The organism is Candidatus Symbiopectobacterium sp. NZEC127 (assembly GCF_025962675.1).
GTDB lineage: Bacteria > Pseudomonadota > Gammaproteobacteria > Enterobacterales > Enterobacteriaceae > Symbiopectobacterium.
The window spans coordinates 361,742-386,209 of sequence record NZ_JAGFPG010000001.1 but is presented as its reverse complement, the minus strand read 5'-3'; the positions used below and the strand labels follow the sequence as shown (position 1 = coordinate 386,209).

Below are 24,468 nucleotides of genomic sequence, written 5' to 3'. Positions count from 1 at the left end.
TCTTATTGTCTCTCTTCACTACGTCCTTGCCCTTGCTACACTCCGACCCACATCAATGTATCAGAGCAGCCCTAAAAGAAGACGCGCTGTCTATTTGGTATATCAAGGGTCGCTTTACGTCACTTTCCTTTCACCGCCACGGCGTACCGCGATGTCATCCCTGCGTTTATAACACCCTGTCTGTCCTGTTATAAACGCACCCTCATCGGGTCGCACGGTAAAAGCCACAACATAAAGAAAAACCGAGCTTTCAACCATTCACATACAAATAGTTTCCTCTTCCTTAGATGTTTTCGCAAAACGGTAGCCGATTGTCAAAGCAAAACAATGAAAATCAGAAGAAACTGCCAAATAAAACCCTACTGCTCGCTCGGTAAGACCATTTTCAATCATTTTGCTAATAAATGACGCTGTCTTATCAGTGAATTGTATGGGTTATTGGCGCAACCGATTAAACAAATAGGTAACAATTTTGCTGCCTACTTTTTTTAGCCCGGTAATTTCCTTACAATCGGCGTTAAGTAGACCGTTGCAAAAAAGAGGAACACATGGGTACCGTCAAGCACCACAAGCTATTGATTCTAGGTTCTGGCCCCGCGGGCTATACCGCTGCGGTGTACGCCGCGCGCGCCAACCTGCATCCGGTATTGATTACTGGCATGGAAAAAGGCGGGCAGTTGACGACCACGACGGAAGTGGAAAACTGGCCGGGCGACGCGGAAGGGCTTACCGGGCCGTTGCTGATGGACCGCATGCACGCTCATGCCGAAAAGTTCAACACCGAGATCATCTTCGATCACATTCAGCGTGTTGATTTGCAACAGCGTCCGTTCCGTCTGTTTGGCGACAGTGAAGAATATACCTGTGACGCCTTGATCGTGGCGACCGGTGCTTCTGCTCGCTATATCGGTCTGCCTTCCGAAGAGGCATTCAAAGGCAAAGGCGTGTCTGCCTGCGCAACCTGTGACGGGTTCTTTTACCGTAACCAGCGCGTTGCCGTAGTCGGTGGCGGCAATACCGCAGTAGAAGAAGCGCTTTATCTGTCCAACATTGCGCAACAAGTTCACTTAATCCACCGTCGTGACAGCTTTCGCGCAGAGAAAATCCTGATCGATCGTCTGATGGACAAAGTGCAGAACGGTAACATTGTGCTGCACACCGATCGCACGCTGGACGAAGTACTGGGCGATGACATGGGCGTGACCGGCGTTCGTCTTCGTAACACCCACACGGATGAGAGCGAAGAGCTGGCGCTAGCTGGCGTATTTATCGCGATTGGCCACAGCCCCAACACCGCCATTTTTGACGGCCAACTGGCGCTGGAAAACGGCTATATCAAGGTCCAGTCCGGTATCCACGGCAACGCCACGCAAACCAGCATCCCTGGTGTGTTTGCCGCAGGCGACGTGATGGATCATATCTACCGTCAGGCCATTACCTCGGCCGGTACGGGTTGCATGGCCGCGCTGGATGCAGAGCGCTATCTGGATGGCCTAGCGACCCGATAATCTGCTGCCCTTTCCTCCGTATTCAGATCGTCCCACCTGAATACGGGGGTTATTCTGGCTCCCTTTTGGCAAAATTGATCTCTCCCCGCATTTTCTCTCTCCTTTTGGTTTGCACCTGCACTTTAGCGCGGTAACATGAGTCTACGCTGAATACCTGCCCGCTTTTTGTTATATAACAGTTACATAAAGGTTGGCCTTTTGGGTATTCCCCTTTCTATAGCGCAGCCCGGTACTCTATGAAACAGACTCGACAGCAACAACTTGCACGCTGGCTAAAACAACAGAGCAAACTGGCACAACGCTGGCTCCGCCTCTCTTTACTGCTGGGGTTGGTAAGCGGCCTGCTGATCGTGGCACAGGCGTGGGTGTTGGCGACATTGTTGCACGCCTTGATTATTGAGCACGTGTCGCGTCAGGCACTTGTCACCCCCTTCATGCTGTTGGTTGGATTGTTCGCCGCACGTGCACTCAACCACTGGTTGCGCGAGCAGGTAGGCTTTCGCTGTGGTGAGGCAGTGCGGCGACAAATTCGCCATCAGGTGCTGGAGAAATTACAGCGCCTGGGTCCCGCCTGGGTGCAGGGAAAGCCGGCCGGCAGTTGGGCCACGCTGATTTTAGAGCAGGTCGAAGATATGCAGGATTACTATGCGCGCTATCTTCCACAAATGTACCTTGCCGCCTTGATTCCGCTGTTGATTCTGGCCGCGGTGTTTCCCATCAACTGGGCCGCAGCGCTTATCTTGCTGGTGACTGCCCCACTGATCCCGTTGTTTATGGCGCTGGTCGGCATGGGGGCTGCGGATGCCAACCGCCGTAATTTTCTGGCACTGGCGCGGCTGAGCGGTCACTTTCTCGATCGGTTGCGCGGCATGGAGACGTTGCGACTGTTTCATCGCGGGGCGGCAGAAGTGGATGACATTCGCCGGGCGTCGGAAGATTTTCGCAGCCGCACCATGGAAGTGCTGCGCATGGCATTCCTTTCCTCCGGCGTACTGGAGTTTTTTGCCTCTATCTCCATCGCGGTCGTCGCGGTATATTTCGGCTTTTCTTATCTTGGCGAGCTGAACTTTGGCCATTATGGTACCGGCGTCACCCTGTTTGCCGGCTTTCTGGTCTTGATTCTCGCCCCCGAGTTTTTCCAGCCGTTGCGCGATCTGGGCACATTTTATCACGCAAAAGCGCAGGCGGTCGGCGCAGCGGAATCGCTGGTGAGCTTTCTTACTGCGGAAGCGGAAGAGGTCGGCCTCGGCACACAGCCTTTTGACGCTGAAACCATTGCCATCCGGGCTGACCAACTGGTGGTGCTATCGCCCACTGGCACTGCGTTAACCGAACCGCTGACCTTTACGCTCGAGCCGGGACAGCGGGTAGCGCTGGTCGGCGTGAGCGGTGCAGGTAAAAGTTCATTGCTTAACGTGCTGCTCGGTTTTTTACCCTATCGCGGCTCGCTGTGTATCAACGGGCAGGAACTGCATGCGCTGGATGCCAATGCATGGCGTAAACACCTCAGTTGGTTGGGACAAAATCCACATTTGCCAGAAGAAACGCTGCGCAGCAATATTCTGTTGGGGAATCCACACGCTAGCGAGGACGCGCTGCAACAGGCGGTGGAACACGCTTACGTGCACGAGTTTCTGCCCCTGTTGCCACAGGGTCTTGATACCGTGGTGGGTGATGGCGCAGCGCGACTCTCTGTCGGGCAGGCGCAACGCGTTGCCGTTGCACGGGCATTGTTAAAGCACTCGCAGTTACTCCTTCTGGATGAACCGACGGCCAGTCTGGATTCACACAGTGAACAGCGCGTCATGCACGCCTTGGAAAACGCCGCACGCCAGCAAACCACGTTACTGGTGACGCATCGCCTTGATGACACCCGCCATTACGACAGCGTATGGGTGATGGAAAAAGGACGGCTGGCGCAGCAGGGTGACTACCACACGCTGAGTCAACAGCCAGGGCCGTTTGCCGATCTTCTGGCGCAGCGTCAGGGAGCTTACTAATATGTCGCAGAATACCCCATTACAGGTACTGAAACCCTTTCTCCTGCTGTATCGTCGCCACATTTGGCGGCTCAGCATCGGCGTAGTGCTTGCCATTATCACACTGCTGGCGAGTATTGGGTTGCTGACGCTCTCCGGTTGGTTTCTCGCTGGGGCGTCACTGGCGGGCCTTGCCGGATTGATGACCTTCAACTACATGCTGCCTGCGGCGGGCGTGCGCGGTGCGGCGATCCTGCGCACCGCCGGGCGCTATGCCGAGCGTCTGGTGAGTCATGACGCGACCTTCCGCGTACTGCAACACCTGCGTGTTTTTACCTTTTCGCGCACGCTTCCGCTTTCACCGGGCGGGCTCGCCCAGTTTCGTCAGGCCGACCTGCTAAATCGTCTGGTTGCCGATGTTGATACGCTCGATCACCTCTACTTACGCGTCATATCGCCGTTGGTCAGCGCGCTGGTGGTGATTCTGGCGGTCACTTACGGACTGAGCTGGCTGGACACCTCGCTGGCATTGACCCTCGGCACCATTATGCTGCTGCTGTTAGCCTTGCTACCGCCGGTGTTCTATCGTGCAGGTAAACCGATTGGTACCCACCTCACGCTGTTGCGCTCGCGTTATCGCACCCAGTTAACCACCTGGCTACAGGGGCAAGCCGAATTAACCCTGTTTGGCGCACAAGTCGCCTTTCGCCGCCTGCTCGCCGACACGGAACAGGCCTGGCTGACGCAGCAGCAGCGTCAGGCGCGTCTGACGGGCCTGTCGCAGGCACTGATGCTGCTCTGCACCGGTTTTACCGTTACCGCCATGCTCTGGCTGGCGGCGGCGGGGATTGGCGGAGACACACAACCGGGGGCGTTGATTGCCCTGTTTGTGTTTGCCGCACTGGCCGCGTTCGAAGCGTTAGGCCCGGTTACCGGTGCGTTTCAACACATGGGCCAGGTGATCGCATCAGCCACGCGCGTTGACCAGATTTTACGTCAGCAGCCTGCGGTGGTTTTCACAACGACAACCCCCTCCTCAACCTCAACCGCGACGGCAACGCTGTCATTACAGCGGGTGAGTTTCACCTATCCCGGACAACCGCTGCCGGTATTGCAGGACATTACGCTGGATATCGCGCCGGGCGAACACATTGCGCTGCTGGGGCGTACCGGGTGTGGCAAATCAACGCTATTGCAATTACTGACCCGCGCCTGGGACTGCGACACCGGGGACATTACCCTGAACGGCCTGCCGCTCGCACAGTGGAGTGAACCGGCGCTGCGCGGCATGATGAGCGTGGTGCCACAGCGGATACATATTTTTAGCGCCACACTGCGTGACAACCTGCTGCTGGCTGCACCGCAAGCCAGCGATGCCCAACTGAGCCAACAACTGGAACAAGTAGGATTAGGCAATCTGCTGGAAACGTCAGAGGGCCTTAATGCCTGGATCGGTGAAGGCGGACGTCAACTCTCCGGCGGGGAACAACGCCGCCTGGGGCTGGCTCGCGCCTTACTCCACCCTGCCCCCTTGGTGTTGCTGGATGAACCAACCGAAGGGCTGGACGCCGATACCGAGCAGAAAATACTGCATCTACTGCGTGAACACACCCACGGCAAAACGGTTCTCATCATTACCCATCGCTTGCACGATCTGGCGTCTCTGGATCGTATTTGCGTACTGGATAATGGTCGCCTGGTTGAGCAGGGTCGCCATGCCGATCTACTGGCAGCACGCGGCCGCTATTGGCAGTTCCATCAACACGCCACCCGGCAGGCATGATGCAGCTATTTCAACTGTCACCCAATACCACGCTGTTTCCTCCGGTGGAAAAAGCGTTGGCAGATCCCAACGGCTTATTGGCCTTTGGCGGAGACCTATCGCCTGGCAGAGTCTTGGCGGCGTATCGAGCCGGTATTTTTCCCTGGTACTCGCCCGGTGATCCCATTCTGTGGTGGTCTCCGGATCCCCGCGCAATATTGCATCCTGAGGCACTGCATATCAGCCGTAGCCTGCACAAGTTCATGCGTAAGCAGCCTTTTCACATCACGCTAAACTACGCGTTCGCTGCCGTGATACACGCCTGCGCTCACGCGCGTCAGGAAGGAACCTGGATCAGCCCAGAGATGATTGCCGCCTACTGCACACTGCATCAGCAGGGGCATGCGCACTCCATCGAAGTCTGGCACAACGATGAACTGGTGGGTGGACTGTACGGCATTGCGCAAGGAAAGCTGTTTTGTGGCGAGTCGATGTTCAGCAGTCGCGACAACGCCTCTAAATGCGCCCTGGTTGCCCTTGTCACGCATTTTATGCGCTGCGGCGGGCAGTTACTCGATTGTCAGGTGCTAAACGCTCACACGGCTTCTCTTGGCGCCACAGAGGTGTCGCGCGCGAGGTATCTGACGGCGCTACGCGCGTTGCAGGACGTCCCACTCGCGGCATCCAGTTGGCATCCGCAAGCCCTTCCTTTGGCTCCAATCGGGGGGGAATAAGCATGCCGTTGCGCCCTTCTTATCCGAAAGTTGCGGTTGAGATGATCAACGATCCTTTACATAATGCCGGTTTTTCGGCATTATCGTGCCCGTTAAAAAGTAAAGGTAGTTAAACCTAGAGGATTCGATGGCCAAAGAAGACAATATTGAAATGCAAGGCACCGTGCTTGATACACTGCCTAACACCATGTTCCGCGTTGAGTTGGAAAACGGACACGTGGTTACCGCTCATATCTCCGGTAAAATGCGTAAAAACTATATCCGCATCCTGACGGGTGACAAAGTCACTGTAGAGCTGACCCCGTACGACCTGAGTAAAGGCCGCATTGTCTTCCGTAGCCGTTAATCGGTTCTCCTGTCGCTAACGCTGCGACACCTGAGGATGTACCCGCCTTATGTGCCCTTTCCTGTTTCAGGAGAGGGTTTTTGCTTTACTCTGCATACCAACGAATCCCCGAAATACCCAGCTACTGTTTATCCATTAAACAGGAACACACCAAGACACATTCATAAAATTCATTTTTATTGCCGAATTATCAAACCATTGGTAACTGTTATTGTTATTCTATTATCCGTTATCTGTTAAATGATTTCTCTGCTATAGAATATTTACTTTATTCCTCCCCTTGAAAATTTGCATTCCTTTTTCCCTCTGTTATTCTTTTTCATATTAATATGATAAAACACCTGAAAAGCCTCACAAGATAATAATAATCAAACAAACTATACTTGCGCCTGCTTTTTTTCGTATGGACTTTACCTATCAATACCATCCGTATCAAACAGAACCATGCGAGTACTAGAATAGTTAGCCACCAATATTTTTTCGATGAGGATATTTATCATGAGTATAAACCCACTAAACTCTTCCGGTAACATACCTATTCAAATGGAAGGGAAAATTTATTTTAGCGAAACTGGCGGGCAATCATTAGCGGGAATAGTGAAGTATACTAATTTTTCAGAACCGTTCGAAAGACGGCAAATCGTTCTTACCGGTAAATTTTTAGAGTCCGAACCTCCTGTACTCGGAAACACGGTTGTCGACTTCAAAACACTTCATGGTTTGATGTTTATTTTTGACATTTATTCTACCCTCATCACTTACGCAGATTTTGTTATTCAAGACTCTGTCATACAGATAAGATTGTTCCAAGAATACGACCCAAATGGAGTTCAAATCTTACACACTGTTATTAATGGGGAACTCGCAACCCCTGGCGGTGATCCTATTTACCACCGAGTACGTTCGACGGAATCACTCACCGTAGCGTGGGGGCAAGAGAGCTAAAATAAAATCATCAACGTAAAAGAATAATTTCACCATTTAGATTTTCATCACGAAATAGATGGTAATAAAAGAAAATAGTTAGAAAAACATTCAGATCATACAGCATGCTGTGCATATTCTATGGCATTACGAAATCAATTATTAGGATCATTATCATGAGTACAGTTCAGCCTCTGAATTGGGCTTTAATACCTGTAAGTTTAAGAGCTCAATTATATTACTCGGCACAAGGTGGGCAATCTTTTTCAGGAATAGCGACTTATGAGCATCCGGAAGCACCTTATGGTTCGAGACAGTTTGTATTAAGTGGAAAATTTTTAGATGTTACTCCCTCGGTACTTGGGGATACAGTGATCGAGCTTGAATCCTTTGATTCCCAAATGCATATTAGTTTGCTTGATCCTTCTTTCTATTATGGTGAACTGGTCATTATAGGCACACGATTGCAATTGATAATTTATGAGTTACCCCTTCCGAATGAACCTGACAATAGACTTGTACATGCCATGATATTTGGTTATATCAGACCAATAAATGATGCATTTGTCATTGAGTCTGTGCGAACAACCCAGTCACTGACCGTTGTCAAAAGTCCGATCAGTTAATACATGAATCGCTTTGCTGATAGCTCAATTCAGTACTGATTCACAATGATGCGTTCGGTGTTTTGAATGCATCTGTTTATGCTTGATAATAAAAAAGCAGTGCTTTCGCACTGCTTTTGCTTTTACCGCTCAGTGACACACTCAGTGCACAGTCCCTTCCGTTTTTAGCTTTTGCGCACTGTGGAAGCTATAGGTCAACGCTTGCGTCGCGCTGTCCAGTTCCACCTTCACCGAGCCACCGTTCACCAACGACCCAAACAGCAGTTCGTTTGCCAGCGGCTTCTTGAGGTTTTCCTGGATCACACGCACCATAGGCCGCGCGCCCATCGCCTTGTCATAGCCTTTTCCTGCCAGCCAGTTGCGCGCATCTTCGCTGACTTCCAACGACACGCCCTTGGCGTCCAACTGCGCTTGCAGTTCCACGACAAACTTATCCACCACCTGCTGAATAATCTGCGCTGACAGATGGTTGAACCAGATGATGCCGTCCAGGCGGTTACGGAATTCCGGCGTGAAGATCTTTTTAATCTCTTCCATCGCGTCGCTGCTGTTGTCCTGTTGAATCAGGCCAATCGATTTGCGCTGGGTCTCTTGCACACCCGCATTGGTGGTCATGACGACAATCACGTTGCGGAAATCGGCCTTGCGGCCGTTGTTGTCGGTCAGCGTACCGTTATCCATCACCTGTAACAGCAGATTGAAGACGTCCGGGTGCGCTTTTTCAATTTCATCGAGCAGCAGCACCGAATGCGGATGCTTGATCACCGCGTCCGTCAGCAATCCGCCTTGATCGAAACCCACGTAGCCCGGAGGCGCACCGATCAGGCGGCTTACGGTATGGCGCTCCATGTATTCCGACATATCAAAGCGCAGAAGCTCGATGTCCATGGCCTTGGCCAGTTGTACGGTGACTTCGGTTTTCCCAACCCCGGTCGGCCCGGCAAACAGGAAAGAGCCGACAGGCTTGCGCTCACTGCCCAAACCGGCGCGGCTCATCTTGATAGCCTCACTCAGCGCTTCGATAGCTTTATCCTGACCGAACACCAGCATCTTCAGGCGATCGCTCAGGTTTTTCAGCACATCGCGATCGCTGGCAGACACGGTTTTCTCGGGGATGCGGGCGATGCGCGCCACCACCGATTCAATATCTGAAACGTTCACCGTTTTTTTGCGTTTGCTGGCAGGCATCAAGCGACTGCGCGCGCCAGCTTCATCGATCACATCGATAGCTTTGTCCGGCAGATGGCGATCGTTGATGTATTTAACCGACAGTTCAACGGCGGCGCGCACGGCTTTGGCCGTGTAACGCACGTCGTGGTGAGCTTCATATTTCGGTTTGAGCCCATTGATGATTTGCACGGTCTCTTCAACGCTGGGCTCAGTAATATCGATTTTCTGGAAACGACGCGCCAGGGCACGGTCTTTTTCAAAGATATTGCTGAATTCCTGGTAAGTGGTAGAACCGATAACCCGAATCTTGCCGCTGGAGAGCAGCGGTTTGATCAAATTGGCTGCATCGACCTGTCCACCAGACGCCGCACCCGCACCGATGATGGTGTGGATTTCATCAATAAACAGAATGCTGCTTTGATCCTGTTCCAACTGTTTGAGCAGCGCTTTGAAACGTTTTTCAAAATCGCCCCGGTACTTGGTGCCCGCCAGCAGCGAACCGATATCAAGGGAATAGAGCGTGCAACCGGCCATTACTTCCGGCACGTCGCCTTGAACGATGCGCCAGGCCAGACCTTCAGCAATGGCCGTTTTCCCTACGCCAGACTCCCCGACCAGCAGCGGGTTGTTTTTGCGCCGACGGCACAGTACCTGGATGGTGCGCTCCAGCTCTTTTTCACGACCAATCAGGGGGTCAATACCGCCAACGCGAGCCAATTGATTGAGGTTAGTGGTGAAGTTTTCCATGCGATCCTCCCCGCCTACCGGCTCTTCGTTGACAGGGTTTTCCGCGTTAGGAGCCTGACCGGGCTCTTCTTTGCGCGTGCCGTGGGAAATGAAGTTCACCACATCCAGTCGACTCACATCGTGCTTACGCAACAGGTAAGCCGCTTGCGATTCCTGCTCGCTGAAGATCGCCACCAGCACGTTGGCACCAGAGACTTCACTGCGGCCAGAGGACTGAACGTGAAACACGGCACGTTGCAATACGCGTTGAAAACTTAGCGTCGGTTGCGTTTCACGTTCTTCATTATTTTGCGGTAACGTCGGGGTGGTCTGTTCGATGAACGTTTCCAGTTCCTGGCGCAATGCGGCCAAATCCACCGAGCATGCTTCCAACGCTTCGCGCGCTGCCGGGTTGCTAAGCAACGCCAGTAGCAAATGCTCCACGGTCATAAACTCGTGGCGGCGCTCACGCGCTCTGGCGAAAGCCATGTTGAGACTGAGTTCCAGTTCTTGATTAAGCATAGGCGCCTCCCCACAATAAATTACCTGATTTCAGGCCCTTTCCAGCGTACAGAGCAACGGGTGCTCATTTTCCCTTGCGTAGCGATTCACTTGCACCGTCTTAGTTTCCGCCACATCGGCACTGTAAACACCACAGACAGCCTTCCCTTCATAGTGAACCGTCAGCATAAGTTGCGTTGCGCGTTCAATATCATAAGAAAAGAACTTTTGCAGAACGTCAATAACAAATTCCATCGGGGTGTAATCATCATTGTTTAAAATCACGTTATACAGCGATGGCGGCTGCAATTTTTGCTGCGGTTTTTCCAGCAGATCGCTGTCAGAATGCGTCCAGGGGCGGCTTTCCATACGTATCCCCGACGTTGCATCATCGTGGATAGCCTGCATCCACTTATTTTCAATCACCCTACTGCGGTTACTCATTATTCATCCATCTTCATTAATGCGACACCATGCTGAGTGTCCCACATCAGCCATTTACTCTTTATTTTATCACCTGCACGCGCACTGTGTTGCCAAGAAGCAAGAAATCGTCCGGTGATGTCATCGGTAACAGCACACGTATTGAAGCAACAACCCTGCACCAAAATCATCAATTGCGTTACCTGCATCAAACTTTGACAAACTGCCCTGTGCTGCCCCTGTGGGATGGCTTGACGCTCTTTTCGATTTCACTAGAGTGTACAGGTGAATTGACGGGGTTTTAATCAATTCGCATTCATGTCGACCAAATAACCTAACCTCTCGTTTTGATAACACTCTTGCGAAGGACGTAAATGCATGGAGACAGGTACTGTTAAATGGTTCAATAATGCCAAAGGCTTTGGATTTATCTGTCCCGAAGGGGGAGGCGAAGATATCTTTGCCCACTACTCGACGATACAAATGGACGGTTATCGCACGCTGAAGGCAGGCCAGGCGGTCAGATTTGATGTTCACAAAGGGCCCAAAGGAAATCATGCCAGTTTGATCGTCCCGCTGGTAGCCGAGGCAGTTGCCTAGCGGTGGTCTGAAATACGCTCCTCATTATCACAGAAGAAAATGCTGGTTTCACGACCGGCATTTTTATTCTAGTTTCTCTGAGCGCGGATCGGCTCAATCGGCCCGCCCACGCGCCAACCAGAGTACGCGTGAAAAAAGTGTGCGAATCAAGACAGGAATGGCGTCATTGCCGCGTTCAGCGGCAGCCATTGCTACCTCGATGGCCAGATCCGGTTTTGAGGCACGGTGAATCGCTTTCACAATCACTTTCGCGGCTGAGAGCGGCACATTTTCCGGCAACTGTGCAATGCGATGGAAAACGTCCTTGTAGCCATTGCGATACATAAAATGCTCCATATCGGGGGCAGAAAGCATCGTAATATGGTCGCGATCGGTTTCGCCCTGTTGGGTCAGCAGGCTGCGCGCCGTGGCGGCATATTTTTTACCCGCGTCATCGCCGTCCACCAGCACGTGCCACTCAATGCCCATGCGGTGCGCAAATTTCAGCAGCGGGCGTAGCCCGGATTGAGCAAATTCAATGACGCGCACCCCTTCTGCCTCAAAGTGATGCCCACATTGGCGGCCGAGTTCGCTAAGCATCCACACTTCCGTCTCGCCTTCAACCAGCAGCCAGCAGCGTGCAAACAGCGATGAGGGGCGATTAAAGCGGATATGGAATGCAATACGACGGCTGTCTTCAGGATTCATCCCTTGCTTGCCAATCCGGTAAGTCGCCACCCGCGAGGACTCCCGCACCAGGCGGCACACCTGCTCCACCGGCACCAACGACAGCAGATCGCCGGAATTGGTGGTGGTGATTTTTTGCAACGGCAGATGCATCAGCAACTCCCAGGCCACCGACAGCATGATCGGGTGTAATCGGGTTTCAGGATCTTCTACCAGCAATAGCGGACGCGATTCCGTATCCAGCGATACCGCGCCTTTCGCCTGCAACAGCGTTGAAAACAGTTCGAGCAGAATGATACGACGGCTGCGGCTATTGGGATCGCTCAACATCCGGTTGATATTATCCAAAGAGCGCCAGGATTTTCCGTTGTGCGCGCGCGCGTGGCGGGGATGGCGCGGCGTGAAGCCCTCATCCCCTTGCTCGGAAAAATAGTGCTCCAGCAGTTGCCGCATCGCCACCATCCCTTGACGCAGATCCTGATCGGTCAGCCGCTGCGGGTTGCGGGTCAGTTCCTGCATCAGTTGGTTCAGGTGTTGGGTCAGGTCGTCGCTATTACTCTCGCGCACCGGCAACGGCGCGACGTCAACCCGTTTGCGCCGGGTGAAACGCGCATCGCGTAGCCGCAACACCGGGTGCAAACGAATAAGTTCACGCGCCAGCGCATCAATGTTGTCCAGCGCCAGCGGTTGCCCATCAGCGTCAAGAAAACTGCGCCAGGTGCACACCGCACCGCTTTCATCCACTTCACCTTCCAGACGATAGAAAATGCGCTGTAATCGCCCCTCGCCCCTGACCCAAACCGGCACCAGGCCACGGTATCGCGGCCCAAGGTGATGCCCGACGCCGCTTTCACAGAAGGTGAAGATAACCTGCAAATGGTGCTCCCGGCTCGCTTCATCACCGGGGGTAAAGTGGAAATCCTGCAACGAAAAGTGATACAGCGGCAATGCCGGCGACAGCAGCAGGGACAAGGCATCCAACAGACTTGACTTTCCCCAGGCATTTTCCCCAATCAAGACCGTATTGTGCTCCAGTACCAGTGACAGACGATTGATGCCGCGAAACCCAACAATCTCCACGCTTTCAAGGTACATGCACACCTCCTGATGTTGCGGCTGTACCACTGCACAGCGCTGTTTTCATTGTATACCTTAACCAGCGTGCTTTACCCCGACGCCAGTGTCATCCGGCAGATACCTTTTCTGTGATCCCTTACGGGTTCGAACTTGCTTCACCAGCCGAGTTTCTCTTCGCAGCCTTACAGTACGCTAGCACATCATTGCCTGAACGCAGCAGCGTCACATAAGATCGAATGGTGTTATCGACCTCCTGCCTGTCAAGGTTGGCGGGCGGGTGCGCGCGCCAAAACCGGTGTAATTTGACCATCATTGTGGTCAGGTAAATGCGTTGCGGAATCGCTAGTTCATTATAGAGTTGGTACGCACAGGCATAAAAATCACTGAGTTGGGATAATGTGCAAAGGTTACTCGCCTGAAAAATCACTTCTGCTTGCGCATCAAAGGTGCGCATCTCAATGCTGATATTATATTGGTACCGGTAGCGCAGCGCCGGGCACGATGACGGTTTCTGGTGCATGACCATCGTCGTCAGCTTTTTGCAAAATGCCTCCACGATCTCCATGATGCCATCGTTCAACGTCAAATCGTCTATCGGGTATTGGAACTGAACCGAAATAGCCCTGTTTATAGTAAAGTCTGGTTGCACGCGTATGTTCAGCAACGTTGTGATTTCACACTCGGTCAATCTACGACAACGGGCCGCAAGATGTTTAGCCTCTGCACAAATTTTGTAGTATGCGCCTTGTGCACCATAGAGAGGTTTTTCCGCCAACGCAGTGTGCATACTGTTGATCGATATCAGGGCATCGCAAATCGTCCGATTCGTTACTCTCAAATTGTCATAATCAGTGGTTGGAAGGTAGGTCGCAATTTTTTGGATCATTTCCACCGGTAAGCTGTCAATATTGACGATCTGGCGGGTCAATGTGGAGGATGTCGATAAGCTCGACGATGATGACTGGGCAAGATTTTCATACTGCTGACAAACACGGTTCCCCTGAGAGCTAACATCCAGCATATGCAACAGAACTCCTGTGCTACAGATTATTGAGTGGCAGGTACTCTACGTGAAAGCCTTAACAGCCCCTTTCATAAAGTAGGCTTTACTGTCTCCCTCTGCGCGAACAATCTGAATTGAGACGTATTTTCATCCGCCAAGATGAAAATTGCGCTACATCAAATTTACCTAAAATTGCATGTAAAAAGCCTTTTTAACTCGAGGCGAAATCACTATGCTTCAAAACAAGCATTACAAATGCAACTTTAAAAAAAGGATAACGTTATGTTTTGTGTGCAATGTGAGCAAACAATCCGTACCCCGGCTGGAAACGGTTGCGCCTATGCGCAAGGCATGTGCGGCAAAACCGCTGAAACCTCCGATCTGCAAGACCTGCTGGTCGCGGTATTGCAAGGTTTATCTGCCTGGGCACTAAAAGCCCGTTCGCTGGATATCATCGACCATACGGTCGATAACTTCGTCCCTCGCGCTTTCTTCGCTACGCTGACCAACGTCAACTTCGACTCGCAAAGAATTATCGGTTACGCACAAGAAGCAATCCAACTGCGTCACGGACTGAAAACGCGCTGCCGTCTGCTCGAAGCGGATGCCAGCGTTGACCATCCCCTGTCTGAACTGCAACTGGCGGGCAACGATATTCCGACCCTGCTACAACAGGCCAGCCAATTCGCACTGGATCATGATAAAGCCACGATTGGTGCCGACCTGCACGGTCTGCGTATGCTGTGCCTATACGGTCTGAAAGGGGCCGCCGCCTATATGGAGCATGCCCACGTACTCGGCCAATACGATGACGCTATCTATGCCGAATTCCACGCTTTGATGGCCTGGCTGGGCACGCAGCCGAGCGACATGGACACGCTGCTGAACAATGCCATGGCGATTGGCAAAATGAACTTCAACGTGATGGCGATCCTCGATAAAGGTGAAACCGACGCCTACGGTCATCCTCATCCGACCCAGGTGAACGTGCGCCCGGTGGCAGGCAAAGCTATTCTGATTTCCGGTCACGATTTGAAAGATCTGCGGATGCTGTTGGAACAGACCGAAGGCACTGGCGTCAATATTTACACCCACGGTGAAATGTTGCCTGCGCACGGCTATCCCGAGTTGAAAAAATTCTCGCATCTGGTGGGTAACTACGGCAGCGGCTGGCAGAACCAGCAGGTTGAATTTGCCAAGTTCCCTGGCCCTATCGTGATGACATCCAACTGTATTATCGATCCGTATGTCGGAAACTACGGCGATCGTATCTGGACGCGCAGTATTGTTGGCTGGCCGGGCGTCAACCATCTGGAAGGAGATGATTTCAGCCAGATCGTTGCTCAGGCACAAAGCCTGGCCGGTTTCCCATACAGCGAAATCGAGCACAACATCACCGTTGGTTTCGGACGTGAGACCCTGCTTGGCGCGGCGGATACCGTGATCGATTTGGTGGCTAAAGGCAAATTGCGTCACGTGTTCCTGGTGGGGGGATGTGACGGTAGCCGCGGCGAGCGCAGCTATTTCACCGATTTCACCCGTAGCGTGCCGGATGACTGCCTGATCATGACGCTGGCGTGCGGCAAATACCGTTTTAACAAGCTGGATTTTGGCACGCTGGAAGGGTTGCCGCGTCTGCTCGATGTCGGTCAATGCAACGATGCCTACGCAGCCATTATTCTGGCCGTGAAACTGGCGGAAAAACTGGGTTGCGGCGTGAACGACCTGCCATTGAGCCTGGTACTCTCCTGGTTTGAGCAAAAAGCCATCGTCATTCTGCTCACGCTGCTGTCGCTGGGCGTGAAAAACATCAGAACGGGTCCTACTGCCCCCGGCTTCCTGACGGATAACCTTCTGGCCGTGCTGAACGAAAAATTCGGTATGTGCTCGATTACCACCGTAGAAGAAGACATCAACACCCTTTTGTCCGCCTGAGAGCAATAGGATAACAAGCGGCGCGGCAACGCGTCGCTTGTGCTGTTTGGAGAGCACACATGACACAACCGACCTCCGCATGCCCGAACCGCATGCAAGTTCACTCCATTCGTCAGGAAACGCCCGACGTCTGGACGCTTTCGCTGATTAACCACGATTTCTATCCTTATCGTCCGGGGCAGTACGCGCTGGTTTGCATTGCCAACAACCCTGACACCCTGCGTGCCTATACCCTGTCGTCAACCCCAGGGTTAAGCCCGTTTATCACGCTGACGGTACGGCGGTTGGAAGATGGCACCGGTTCAGGCTGGCTGACGCAGCAGGTCAAACCCGGTGACTATTTGTGGCTTTCCGATGCACAGGGCGAGTTTACCTGCGTCGATGCGGGCCATGCCGAGCAGGAACGTTATCTGATGATGGCCGCAGGCTGTGGCGTGACGCCCATCATGTCGATGAGTCGCTGGTTGTTGGCAAACCGTCCGAACGTTCACTTGCAGGTGATCTTTAATGTCCGCAACCCGCAGCAGGTGATTTTCGCCGCCGAGTGGCAGCGCCTGACAGAACAGTATCCATCACAGTTGACGCTGACGTTGGTCGCCGAGTTTGACGCCGAACCCGGTTTTCTCGCAGGAAGGTTAACACCTGCGCTGCTGAACCAAGAGGTGCCGGATCTGGCACAGCGTATCGTCATGACCTGTGGCCCGGCCCCGTATATGCAGCAGGTTGCCACACTGGTTGCCGATGCTGGCGTCCCCACGACACGCTTCTACAAAGAGCAGTTCCAGATTGGTGCTGAATCATTGGAAGAGGACGGTGAACAGCTGACGCTGACCATTCGCCAACCGCTTAATGGACTGCGTGTGCCTGTTGGTATCAGCCTGTTAGCCGCGTTGGAAAGCAATAAAATACCGGTTAATGCCGCATGCCGTGCAGGTGTCTGCGGCAGTTGCAAAACCAAAGTGCTTTCCGGCGATTACACCACCAGTAGCACCATGACGCTGACGGCAGAAGAGATTGCACAAGGCTATGTGCTGGCGTGCAGTTGCCAACTGCACGGGGACACGGTGTTGGCGTAACGCCCAGCCAGGGCATCACGCACCAACGTTAAGGCGTCGCCACACCCGCAATTGTGGGTGTGGGTTCCTTATAGGCCAAGGCAATAATTTTTTTAACGCAGGCATCGATAGAATAGCGCGACACTACGTCATCGTAGGCGTGACGGGCTCTCTGACGGTAGGGTTCCGGGTGCATAAGGAAATCGGCAATGGCGTCCTGCCAGGCCGCGACATCATCGCACGGTAACAGTACGCCGTTTTCCTGATGGCGGATAACATCCGGAATGCCCCCCACGTTGCTCGCCATCACCGGAACGCCAAAAAACATCGCCTCAACCAGCGCCATGCCAAATGACTCATTACGTGAAGGCATCAACACCAGATCCGCATGCCGATAGACGGCCGCTGCCGGGAACAGTTTACCGGCCATCATCACGTTATCTTGTAAACCGTAGCGCGCAATCATCGCGTTGATAACCTTGCTCTCAGGGCCATCTCCGACGATCAGATAACGAAACGCATGGCCTGACTGCTTGAGCGCCGCCAACGCAGCCAACGCGGTAGCGTGCCCTTTTTCACCGCGCAGCATACCTACCTGTGCAATGACGGGCGACGTGCTGGCCTCCAGCCAGCATTGCAGATCTGCGGGCAAGGGCCGCTCGCTTTGAGCATGCAAGGTAGCAAAGTCGAACCCAGGCGCGACCACCTCGATCTTTTCATCCCGGCAGCCGCCAGCCACCATCGCGCGCTTCATACCAGCGCTGGGCACCACCACCTGATCCGCCAGATAATTGGTGCTGAACGGTTTGATTCTGCTGGTCAGATAGGTTTTTTGCCGCACCAACGTTGGCTTGTTCCAGACCAGCTTGGTGGCCAGTGCAGCAATATTTGCATCGTGCCCACTGTGACTGACGATAAATAAAGGATGATATTCATTAATAAGCTGTCTGAAGCGCCACAGAGAGGGGAAATGATAACTATTTCTAAATATGATCGGGTATATTGGAATATGTTTTTCAGCGGCAAGTTTAGCCACTTCACTTTCCGGACGACATGCCAATAACACCTCAAAACCTAAATGTTGCAAGGCGTGTAATTGCATCATAGCCTGCAATTCCTGCCCGCCAACATGCTTAGAGGATTCTGTGTAGAGAATGCGTTTTCTCATAAATAAACCTAATAAAAACAATCAACACCGTACCCTCGACCGAGGATATGCACGGTGTGTTTCACGTCTGGCGTAATTTTATGAGAGCGAAGCTAAACGGAAGGTAAATACTTTTTATACAGAGGCGTATTTTCGGAAAATAAATACATAAAATGCCCAGGAACATTACTCTGGGCATGTTGTCATTGCCGTCAAAAAAAACCATCAGGTATAACGCTGACCTTTATGTAACGCAAACAATGAAGAAATAACCGGTGTGGTATACATAAACAGCCGCCGTTTAAGCCAGGAGGTATCTTCACGCTCTTTGGTGCTGATACGTCCCAAACGCCAGGTGAGGTGCTGCGGCATATTCATCCGCCGCTCGGTGGTGTAGAGATAATCAAACCCCTGCGCCTGGGCAATGGCGGCGTAATCGTGGTTATAAAATCCCATCGGCCAGCAGAAATGGCGGCTGCACGATCCCAGTCGTGCAAGCAGCGTTTCACGACACAGACGCAGATCGTTTTCCAACGCGCGGTGACGCTCGGCAGTATCCGTTATGTTCCAATCCCAGCGCTGATGCGTATGGGTATGCGCATGAAACTCGACTAGCCCACTGGCTTGCATCTCTTCAATTTCAGACCAGCGCATCATCACATCGTCAGCATGGCCGTTAGCCACGCGCTCCTCACACACCTTGTGAGAGAAAGCCACCTCAGTCAGCTCACGAACCGGTCCGTCGCCAATCTGGCCGGTAATCAGAAAAATATGCGCATGCAACCCAAGACGTTTTAGCACCGGAAACGCATAAACCCAATTGTCCAAATAGCCGTCGTCAAAGGTGATCATCACACTTTTACGCGGCAAGGGCTCGCCACGGTAAAACCCCTCCAATTCAGCCGCGCTCACGGTTTTCCACCCGGCACGCGCCAGCCAGGTCATCTGTTCGATAAAGGTGTCGGGCGACAGCGTCACCAGCCCAGGCTTGGGGCCAACGTGGTGATACATCAGGATGGGAATTGCACTTGCATTCATTCTATTACGCTCTTTGCTGTACGCGCTTGCTCACCAGCACGGCTTACCGTCGCCATTGCCGCGCCAACGCCATAACCAAAAATATACAAACCATTAATCTTGCCACAAACAACTTCAACCATTCGTCACTATAACGCATTCATAACCTGTATTTTTTGAGGCTATCGGCGCTAAACCGCAGCATGATTGCCGCCGGTACGGGCAGATTTGCTGTCTGTTATCCTTCGGTCCCGACAATTACAGCCACCCCGCCGCTTAACCGATATTTTGTGCTATTATTTATGCATTAGTCCGCTAATCAGCAAATTTTAACCCACGGCGATTGCATAAGTATCCTGCCGACGTTAACATTCGCGGCATCAATGTCTATTCAATTCTTGCGCATGAGTATTCAACTAAACAGCATTAACTGTTTCTATGGCGCGCATCAGGCGCTATTCGATGTCACCCTTGATTGTCCGGCCGGCGAAACGCTGGTGTTATTGGGCCCCAGCGGTGCGGGAAAAAGCTCGCTGCTGCGCGTATTGAACCTGCTGGAGATGCCGCGTTCGGGCACACTTGCCATCGCAGGCAACCAGTTTACGTTTGCGCAGCCGCCGAGTGACGGCGCCATCCGCGAACTGCGCCGCAATGTCGGCATGGTGTTTCAGCAATACAACCTGTGGCCCCACCTGACCGTCACACAAAACCTGACCGAGGCACCTTGCCGGGTATTGGGTTTGAGCAAAGACGAGGCGCTGGCACGTGCAGACAAACTGTTAACACGGTTACGCCTGCGCGATTTTGCCGATCGTTTCCCGCTGCATTTGTCCGGTGGGCAGCAGCAACGCGTGGCGATTGCCCGCGCACTGATGATGGAACCTCAGGTGCTGCTGTTCGATGAACCGACAGCCGCGCTCGATCCTGAAATCACGGCCCAGGTGGTCGGTATTATTCAGGAACTGGCGCAGACCGGTATCACCCAGGTAATTGTCACGCACGAAGTGGATTTTGCACGTAAAACTGCCAGCCGTGTGGTGTACATGGAAAATGGCCGTATTGTCGAACAGGGTGATGCGGGCCACTTTGCCGCGCCGCAAACCGCCGAGTTCGCCAGTTATCTTTCTCATTGATGAACAAGATGGAAATGACAATGAAAAAATTACTCGTTGCAGCACTCCTCGCCAGCGCCAGCGTTGCCGCCAGCGCCGCAGAAACCATCCGTTTTGCGACCGAAGCCTCTTACCCTCCGTTCGAATTCGTGGGCGATGATAACAAGATTCAAGGGTTTGACGTCGATCTTGCTAACGCGCTGTGCAAAGAGATGAACGCCACCTGTACGTTCAGCAATCAGGCCTTTGACAGCCTGATCCCAGGGCTTAAATTCCGCCGTTATGAAGCCGTTATGGCTGGGATGGATATTACGCCGGAGCGTCAGCAACAGGTGGCCTTTAGCCAACCCTACTACGACAACTCTGCGCTGTTTATCGCACAGAAAGGCAAAGTGGCCGATATCGCTGCCCTGAAAGGCAAACGCGTTGGCGTGCAGAACGGCACCACTCACCAGAAATATCTGCTGGATCAACACAAAGATGTGACGACCGTGCCGTATGACAGCTATCAGAATGCCATTCTGGATCTGAAAAGTGGCCGTCTGGACGCGGTATTCGGTGACACTGCCGTGGTGAATGAGTGGCTGAAACAGAACGACCAGTTGGCTACCGTAGGCAGCAGCGTAACGGATAAGAACTACTTTGGCATCGGTTTGGGCATTGCGGTGCGTCAGGGTAACGATGCGCTGGTCAAACGCTTCAATGACGCGCTGGACAAAGTCAAACAGGATGGCACTTATCAGTCCATCTACAACAAATGGTTTCAGCAGTAATCTCGCTAAATGATAGAATTTCATCCTCTTGCAAGCGCCGCCGGCATGACCGTCGGCCTTGCCGTTTGTGCACTGGTACTCGGTTTGATTCTGGCGATGCTGTTTGCCGTATGGGAAATGGCGCGCTGGAAGCCCGTTGCCTGGTGCGGCACAGCGTTAGTGACGCTGCTACGCGGCCTGCCGGAAATTCTGGTGGTGCTGTTTATCTATTTTGGTTCATCACAACTGCTGCTGATACTGGCGGATGGCTTTACGCTCAATGTCGGTGGCACAGCGTTTCCCATCAAGTTAGACATTGAGACGTTTGAAGTCAGCCCGTTCCTGTGCGGTGTGATTGCGTTGGCGCTGCTCTATGCCGCCTATGCGTCACAAACGCTGCGCGGCGCGCTGAAAGCGGTCCCTCAGGGGCAACGCGAATCAGGGCAAGCCCTGGGGTTGAGTAAAGCGGCCATCTTCTTTCGCTTGATCATGCCGCAAATGTGGCGCCATGCCCTGCCCGGCCTCGGCAACCAATGGCTGGTATTGCTGAAAGATACCGCGTTGGTGTCTTTGATTAGCGTGAACGATCTGATGCTGCAAACCAAGAGCATCGCCACACGCACCCAAGAGCCCTTTACCTGGTATGTGATTGCGGCAGCGATTTATCTGGTAATCACCTTGTTGAGTCAATACGTCCTGAAGCGTATCGAACTGCGTACTACGCGCTTTGAACGGAGGCCGTCCTGATGCTCGCGTACTTACCTGAATTGCTCAAAGGGTTGCACACCAGCCTGAGCCTTACGCTGGTGGCGCTGATTGCCGCACTGGTTATCTCTTTGGTACTGACGGCGGTTCTTGCGTTAAAAACACCGGTGTTGTCCCTGCTGTCCCGGGCGTACATCACTTTGTTTACCGGTACACCGCTGCTGGTGCAAATCTTCCTGATCTATTATGGTCCGGGCCAGTTTCCGGCAATCCAGCAGATCCCGTGGCTGTGGCACTTGCTCTCTCAGCCCTGGCTGTGCGCCATGATAGCCCTGGCATTAAACAGCGCGGCCTATACCACACAGCTGTTTTACGGTGCGGTGCGCGCCATCCCTTCCGGGCAGTGGCAATCCTGCGCGGCGTTGGGCATGTCGCCTGCACAAACGTTGCGTATCTTATTGCCCTATGCCTTTAAACGCGCCCTGTCGTCCTATTCAAACGAAGTGGTGTTGGTGTTTAAAAGTACCTCGCTGGCCTATACCATCACACTGATGGAGGTGATGGGTTACAGCCAACTGATGTATGGCCGCACCTATGACGTCGCCGTTTTCGGTGCCGCAGGGATTATTTACCTATGTGTCAATGGGTTGCTGACAGTATTGATGCGCCTTATCGAACGGCGTGCACTGGTGTTTGAACACCGCAACTGATCTCTACGTTGCAATAAACAGCAGGCTTCGGCCTGCTTTTTTTGTCTGTTTTATCGCCATTCAAATGTATTTTTAATCATTTTATTTGCATATCAATTCACTTGATGGCAATGTAATTGCCGTTGAGCGGGGAACATGCCGCAGGAAAAATTTAAAAAAATCGTTGGAGCACAACATGAAAAAATTCGTGGTCGCCACGTTACTGGCAGGTATGGCATTCGGCGCTAACGCCGCAGACACTATTCGTTTTGCCGCCTCCGCCACCTATCCGCCATTTGAATCGCTCAATGCCAACAACGAGATCGTCGGCTTTGATATGGACCTGGCAAAAGCCCTGTGCAAGCAGATGCAAGCTAACTGCACCTTCACCAACCAGGCTTTCGATAGCCTAATCCCGGCGCTGAAATTCCGTCGTTACGACGCCGTGATCTCCGGGATGGACATCACGCCAGAGCGCAGCAAACAAGTGGCCTTTACTCAACCCTATTATGCCAACTCTGCCGTAGTCATCGCGCAGAAGGGAAAATTCAGTGATTTTGCCGCCATGAAAGGCAAGCGTATTGGGATGGAAAACGGCACCACGCACCAGAAGTACATGAATGACAAGCACCCGGAAGTCCAGACCGTGTCCTACGACAGCTATCAAAATGCGGTGCTGGATTTGAAAAACGGGCGCATCGACGGCGTTTTCGGTGATACCGCGGTAGTCAATGAGTGGATCAAGAATAACCCGGAGCTGGCATCCGTTGGCGAACACGTGACTGACCCAGAATACTTCGGCACCGGTCTCGGTATCGCGGTCCGTCCTGATGATAAAGCGCTGCTGGCAAAACTGAACGGCGCGCTGGACGCCATCAAAGCAGACGGCACCTATAAAGCCATTAACGACAAATGGTTCCCGCAATAAGGCCTTGTCTGCCCTGTGCGACATCACGAATAAACCCAATACGATAAGCGCCTTCGGGCGCTTTTTTTTGCTGCACGCCTAGATCGCAGTAGCCGTCATCAGGGCTCGGGAGCAAACAGGACACCAGCAACGTCAATACATCACAGTCTTGACGCGTGGCGATACTTTCATATTGTGTTACCTATGTTGCTATGAGATAAGGATAAGACGTACTGCACAACCCCGCTGTGACATTTCATTTGGATCGGTTCTGCTAACAACTGAGATCGAAAATGGAAAACAACGTCGTCGACTATTATACGAATACCTTTAATGAACATTTTCGTCATTTAGATGCTTTTGGAAAAATTCAGCAACGACGAACGCTTCAATTGCTAAAGAAATACTTGCTGAATAAGCAGAAGGTCATTGATATCGGGGGCGCTACCGGCGTCTATTCCTTTGAACTGGCAAAATGCGGTCATGAAGTACACCTGTTTGATATCGTTCCGATACATATCGAAAAAGCGAGAAAGGTCAGTGCAGAAACCGGCATTGCGTTGCACGGTTTTCACGTCGGCGACGCTCAAGATTTAGCCTTTCCTGACAACACCTTCGATGCCGTCATCGTGCACGGCCCGCTCTATCATATTACCGATGAAAACAGCAGATTGAGGGTGTTAAAAGAAGCCTATCGGGTTCTTAAACCGGGAGGAATACTCTTTGCTTTCGCAATCAATCGATACGCGGGCGTATTTTATGGCATCAAGCGCGAACTGATTCTTGATGATGCTTATTTTGACATGGTATCCCATGAGGTCAAAACAGGACTCAGGACACGTTCACCGTCATGGCACTTCCACTTGCCTGAAGAAATGGACGCTGAAGTGGCGAAGGCTGACTTTAAACACATTGAAATTAAAGGCGTTGTCGGCCCTATCTGGATGCTTCCTGATGTTGAACGTCGGCTCGAAGAAGCGGAGACGCAACAAAAAATACTCCGCGTTTCTGAATTATTAGAGAATGAGCCGATTATTGGGCAGGATTTTGTCTGTATTGCGCGAAAAAGCTAATGCCAATTCACATTAGCCATTCCCTATGAGC

Annotated in this window: 23 protein-coding genes; 16 read left to right on the top strand and 7 right to left on the bottom strand. The window is 52.5% G+C overall.

Going from position 1 to position 24,468, the window contains the following annotated elements; genetic code table 11:
- The first annotated feature begins 548 nt into the window (after positions 1-548).
- The 7 genes from trxB to J5069_RS01730 all read left to right on the top strand — a co-directional run bounded on the left by trxB (position 549) and on the right by J5069_RS01730 (position 7,879).
- Positions 549-1,508, top strand: coding sequence for a thioredoxin-disulfide reductase (gene trxB, locus J5069_RS01760; RefSeq protein ID WP_264642230.1), 960 nt, complete (start codon positions 549-551; stop codon positions 1,506-1,508).
- 236 nt (positions 1,509-1,744) lie between these two features.
- Positions 1,745-3,508 carry a heme ABC transporter permease/ATP-binding protein CydD gene (gene cydD, locus J5069_RS01755; RefSeq protein ID WP_264642229.1) on the top strand — a complete coding sequence of 588 codons (1,764 nt, stop codon included), beginning with the start codon at positions 1,745-1,747 and terminating at the stop codon, positions 3,506-3,508.
- 1 nt (position 3,509) lies between these two features.
- Positions 3,510-5,270, top strand: a complete 1,761-nt coding sequence (gene cydC / locus J5069_RS01750) for a heme ABC transporter ATP-binding protein/permease CydC (protein ID WP_264642228.1) — start codon at positions 3,510-3,512, stop codon at positions 5,268-5,270.
- Positions 5,270-5,983, top strand: coding sequence for a leucyl/phenylalanyl-tRNA--protein transferase (aat, locus tag J5069_RS01745; protein WP_264643694.1), 714 nt, complete (start codon positions 5,270-5,272; stop codon positions 5,981-5,983). Before cydC ends, aat begins: the two co-directional genes overlap by 1 nt.
- Before the next feature lie 127 nt (positions 5,984-6,110).
- Complete coding sequence (infA, locus tag J5069_RS01740; protein WP_002211347.1) at positions 6,111-6,329, top strand: translation initiation factor IF-1; 219 nt, start codon at positions 6,111-6,113, stop codon at positions 6,327-6,329.
- A 498-nt stretch (positions 6,330-6,827) separates the two neighbouring features.
- Positions 6,828-7,274, top strand: coding sequence for a hypothetical protein (locus tag J5069_RS01735; protein ID WP_264628578.1), 447 nt, complete (start codon positions 6,828-6,830; stop codon positions 7,272-7,274).
- A gap of 155 nt (positions 7,275-7,429) precedes the next feature.
- A complete protein-coding gene (locus J5069_RS01730) occupies positions 7,430-7,879 on the top strand; it encodes a hypothetical protein (RefSeq protein WP_264642227.1) in 450 nt (149 codons plus the stop codon).
- 141 nt (positions 7,880-8,020) lie between these two features.
- Here J5069_RS01730 and clpA read toward each other — a convergent pair whose 3' ends face one another.
- Both clpA and clpS read right to left on the bottom strand, forming a co-directional pair.
- Positions 8,021-10,297 carry an ATP-dependent Clp protease ATP-binding subunit ClpA gene (gene clpA, locus J5069_RS01725; protein ID WP_264642226.1) on the bottom strand — a complete coding sequence of 759 codons (2,277 nt, stop codon included), beginning with the start codon at positions 10,295-10,297 and terminating at the stop codon, positions 8,021-8,023.
- 30 nt (positions 10,298-10,327) lie between these two features.
- Positions 10,328-10,720 carry an ATP-dependent Clp protease adapter ClpS gene (gene clpS, locus J5069_RS01720; protein WP_264642225.1) on the bottom strand — a complete coding sequence of 131 codons (393 nt, stop codon included), beginning with the start codon at positions 10,718-10,720 and terminating at the stop codon, positions 10,328-10,330.
- A gap of 357 nt (positions 10,721-11,077) precedes the next feature.
- Here clpS and cspD point away from each other — a divergent pair, with 357 nt between their 5' ends.
- Positions 11,078-11,299, top strand: coding sequence for a cold shock-like protein CspD (gene cspD, locus J5069_RS01715; RefSeq protein WP_252318527.1), 222 nt, complete (start codon positions 11,078-11,080; stop codon positions 11,297-11,299).
- A 93-nt stretch (positions 11,300-11,392) separates the two neighbouring features.
- Here the strand turns inward: cspD and J5069_RS01710 are convergent, their stop codons facing one another.
- Together J5069_RS01710 and J5069_RS01705 are read right to left on the bottom strand one after the other, a co-directional pair.
- The gene (locus J5069_RS01710) at positions 11,393-13,060 is read right to left on the bottom strand and encodes an ATP-dependent endonuclease (protein ID WP_264642224.1); all 1,668 of its coding nucleotides are present in this window, start codon (positions 13,058-13,060) and stop codon (positions 11,393-11,395) included.
- 118 nt (positions 13,061-13,178) lie between these two features.
- Entirely contained in the window at positions 13,179-14,063 is an 885-nt protein-coding gene (locus J5069_RS01705) for a hypothetical protein (protein ID WP_264642223.1), read from the bottom strand.
- A gap of 264 nt (positions 14,064-14,327) precedes the next feature.
- On the opposite strand from J5069_RS01705, the gene hcp reads away from it, so the two are divergent.
- A complete protein-coding gene (gene hcp / locus J5069_RS01700; protein ID WP_264642222.1) occupies positions 14,328-15,980 on the top strand; it encodes a hydroxylamine reductase in 1,653 nt (550 codons plus the stop codon).
- 59 nt (positions 15,981-16,039) lie between these two features.
- On the top strand, positions 16,040-17,056 hold the full coding sequence (gene hcr, locus J5069_RS01695) for an NADH oxidoreductase (RefSeq protein ID WP_264642221.1): 1,017 nt from the start codon (positions 16,040-16,042) through the stop codon (positions 17,054-17,056).
- 28 nt (positions 17,057-17,084) lie between these two features.
- On the opposite strand, the gene J5069_RS01690 is transcribed toward hcr, so the two are convergent.
- From J5069_RS01690 to J5069_RS01680, 3 genes are all read right to left on the bottom strand, one after another.
- Positions 17,085-18,203, bottom strand: a complete 1,119-nt coding sequence (locus tag J5069_RS01690; RefSeq protein WP_264642220.1) for a glycosyltransferase — start codon at positions 18,201-18,203, stop codon at positions 17,085-17,087.
- A 204-nt stretch (positions 18,204-18,407) separates the two neighbouring features.
- Positions 18,408-19,220, bottom strand: a complete 813-nt coding sequence (locus J5069_RS01685) for a polysaccharide deacetylase family protein (protein WP_264642219.1) — start codon at positions 19,218-19,220, stop codon at positions 18,408-18,410.
- Positions 19,217-19,342, bottom strand: a complete 126-nt coding sequence (locus J5069_RS01680; protein WP_264642218.1) for a hypothetical protein — start codon at positions 19,340-19,342, stop codon at positions 19,217-19,219. The genes J5069_RS01685 and J5069_RS01680 overlap by 4 nt, the downstream gene beginning before the upstream one ends.
- 261 nt (positions 19,343-19,603) lie before the next feature.
- Here J5069_RS01680 and artP point away from each other — a divergent pair, with 261 nt between their 5' ends.
- From artP to J5069_RS01650, 6 genes are all read left to right on the top strand, one after another.
- Positions 19,604-20,332 carry an arginine ABC transporter ATP-binding protein ArtP gene (gene artP / locus J5069_RS01675; RefSeq protein ID WP_264643693.1) on the top strand — a complete coding sequence of 243 codons (729 nt, stop codon included), beginning with the start codon at positions 19,604-19,606 and terminating at the stop codon, positions 20,330-20,332.
- Positions 20,333-20,352: 20 nt separating this feature from the next.
- Positions 20,353-21,084: an arginine ABC transporter substrate-binding protein gene (artJ, locus tag J5069_RS01670; protein WP_264642217.1), complete on the top strand. Its 732-nt coding sequence runs from the start codon at positions 20,353-20,355 to the stop codon at positions 21,082-21,084.
- A 9-nt stretch (positions 21,085-21,093) separates the two neighbouring features.
- Entirely contained in the window at positions 21,094-21,810 is a 717-nt protein-coding gene (gene artQ / locus J5069_RS01665) for an arginine ABC transporter permease ArtQ (RefSeq protein ID WP_264642216.1), read from the top strand.
- Entirely contained in the window at positions 21,810-22,478 is a 669-nt protein-coding gene (gene artM / locus J5069_RS01660; protein ID WP_264642215.1) for an arginine ABC transporter permease ArtM, read from the top strand. Before artQ ends, artM begins: the two co-directional genes overlap by 1 nt.
- Positions 22,479-22,653: 175 nt before the next feature.
- Positions 22,654-23,385 carry an arginine ABC transporter substrate-binding protein gene (locus J5069_RS01655; RefSeq protein WP_264642213.1) on the top strand — a complete coding sequence of 244 codons (732 nt, stop codon included), beginning with the start codon at positions 22,654-22,656 and terminating at the stop codon, positions 23,383-23,385.
- Positions 23,386-23,657: 272 nt separating this feature from the next.
- A complete protein-coding gene (locus J5069_RS01650) occupies positions 23,658-24,437 on the top strand; it encodes a class I SAM-dependent methyltransferase (RefSeq protein WP_264642212.1) in 780 nt (259 codons plus the stop codon).
- The last annotated feature ends 31 nt before the right edge of the window (positions 24,438-24,468 follow it).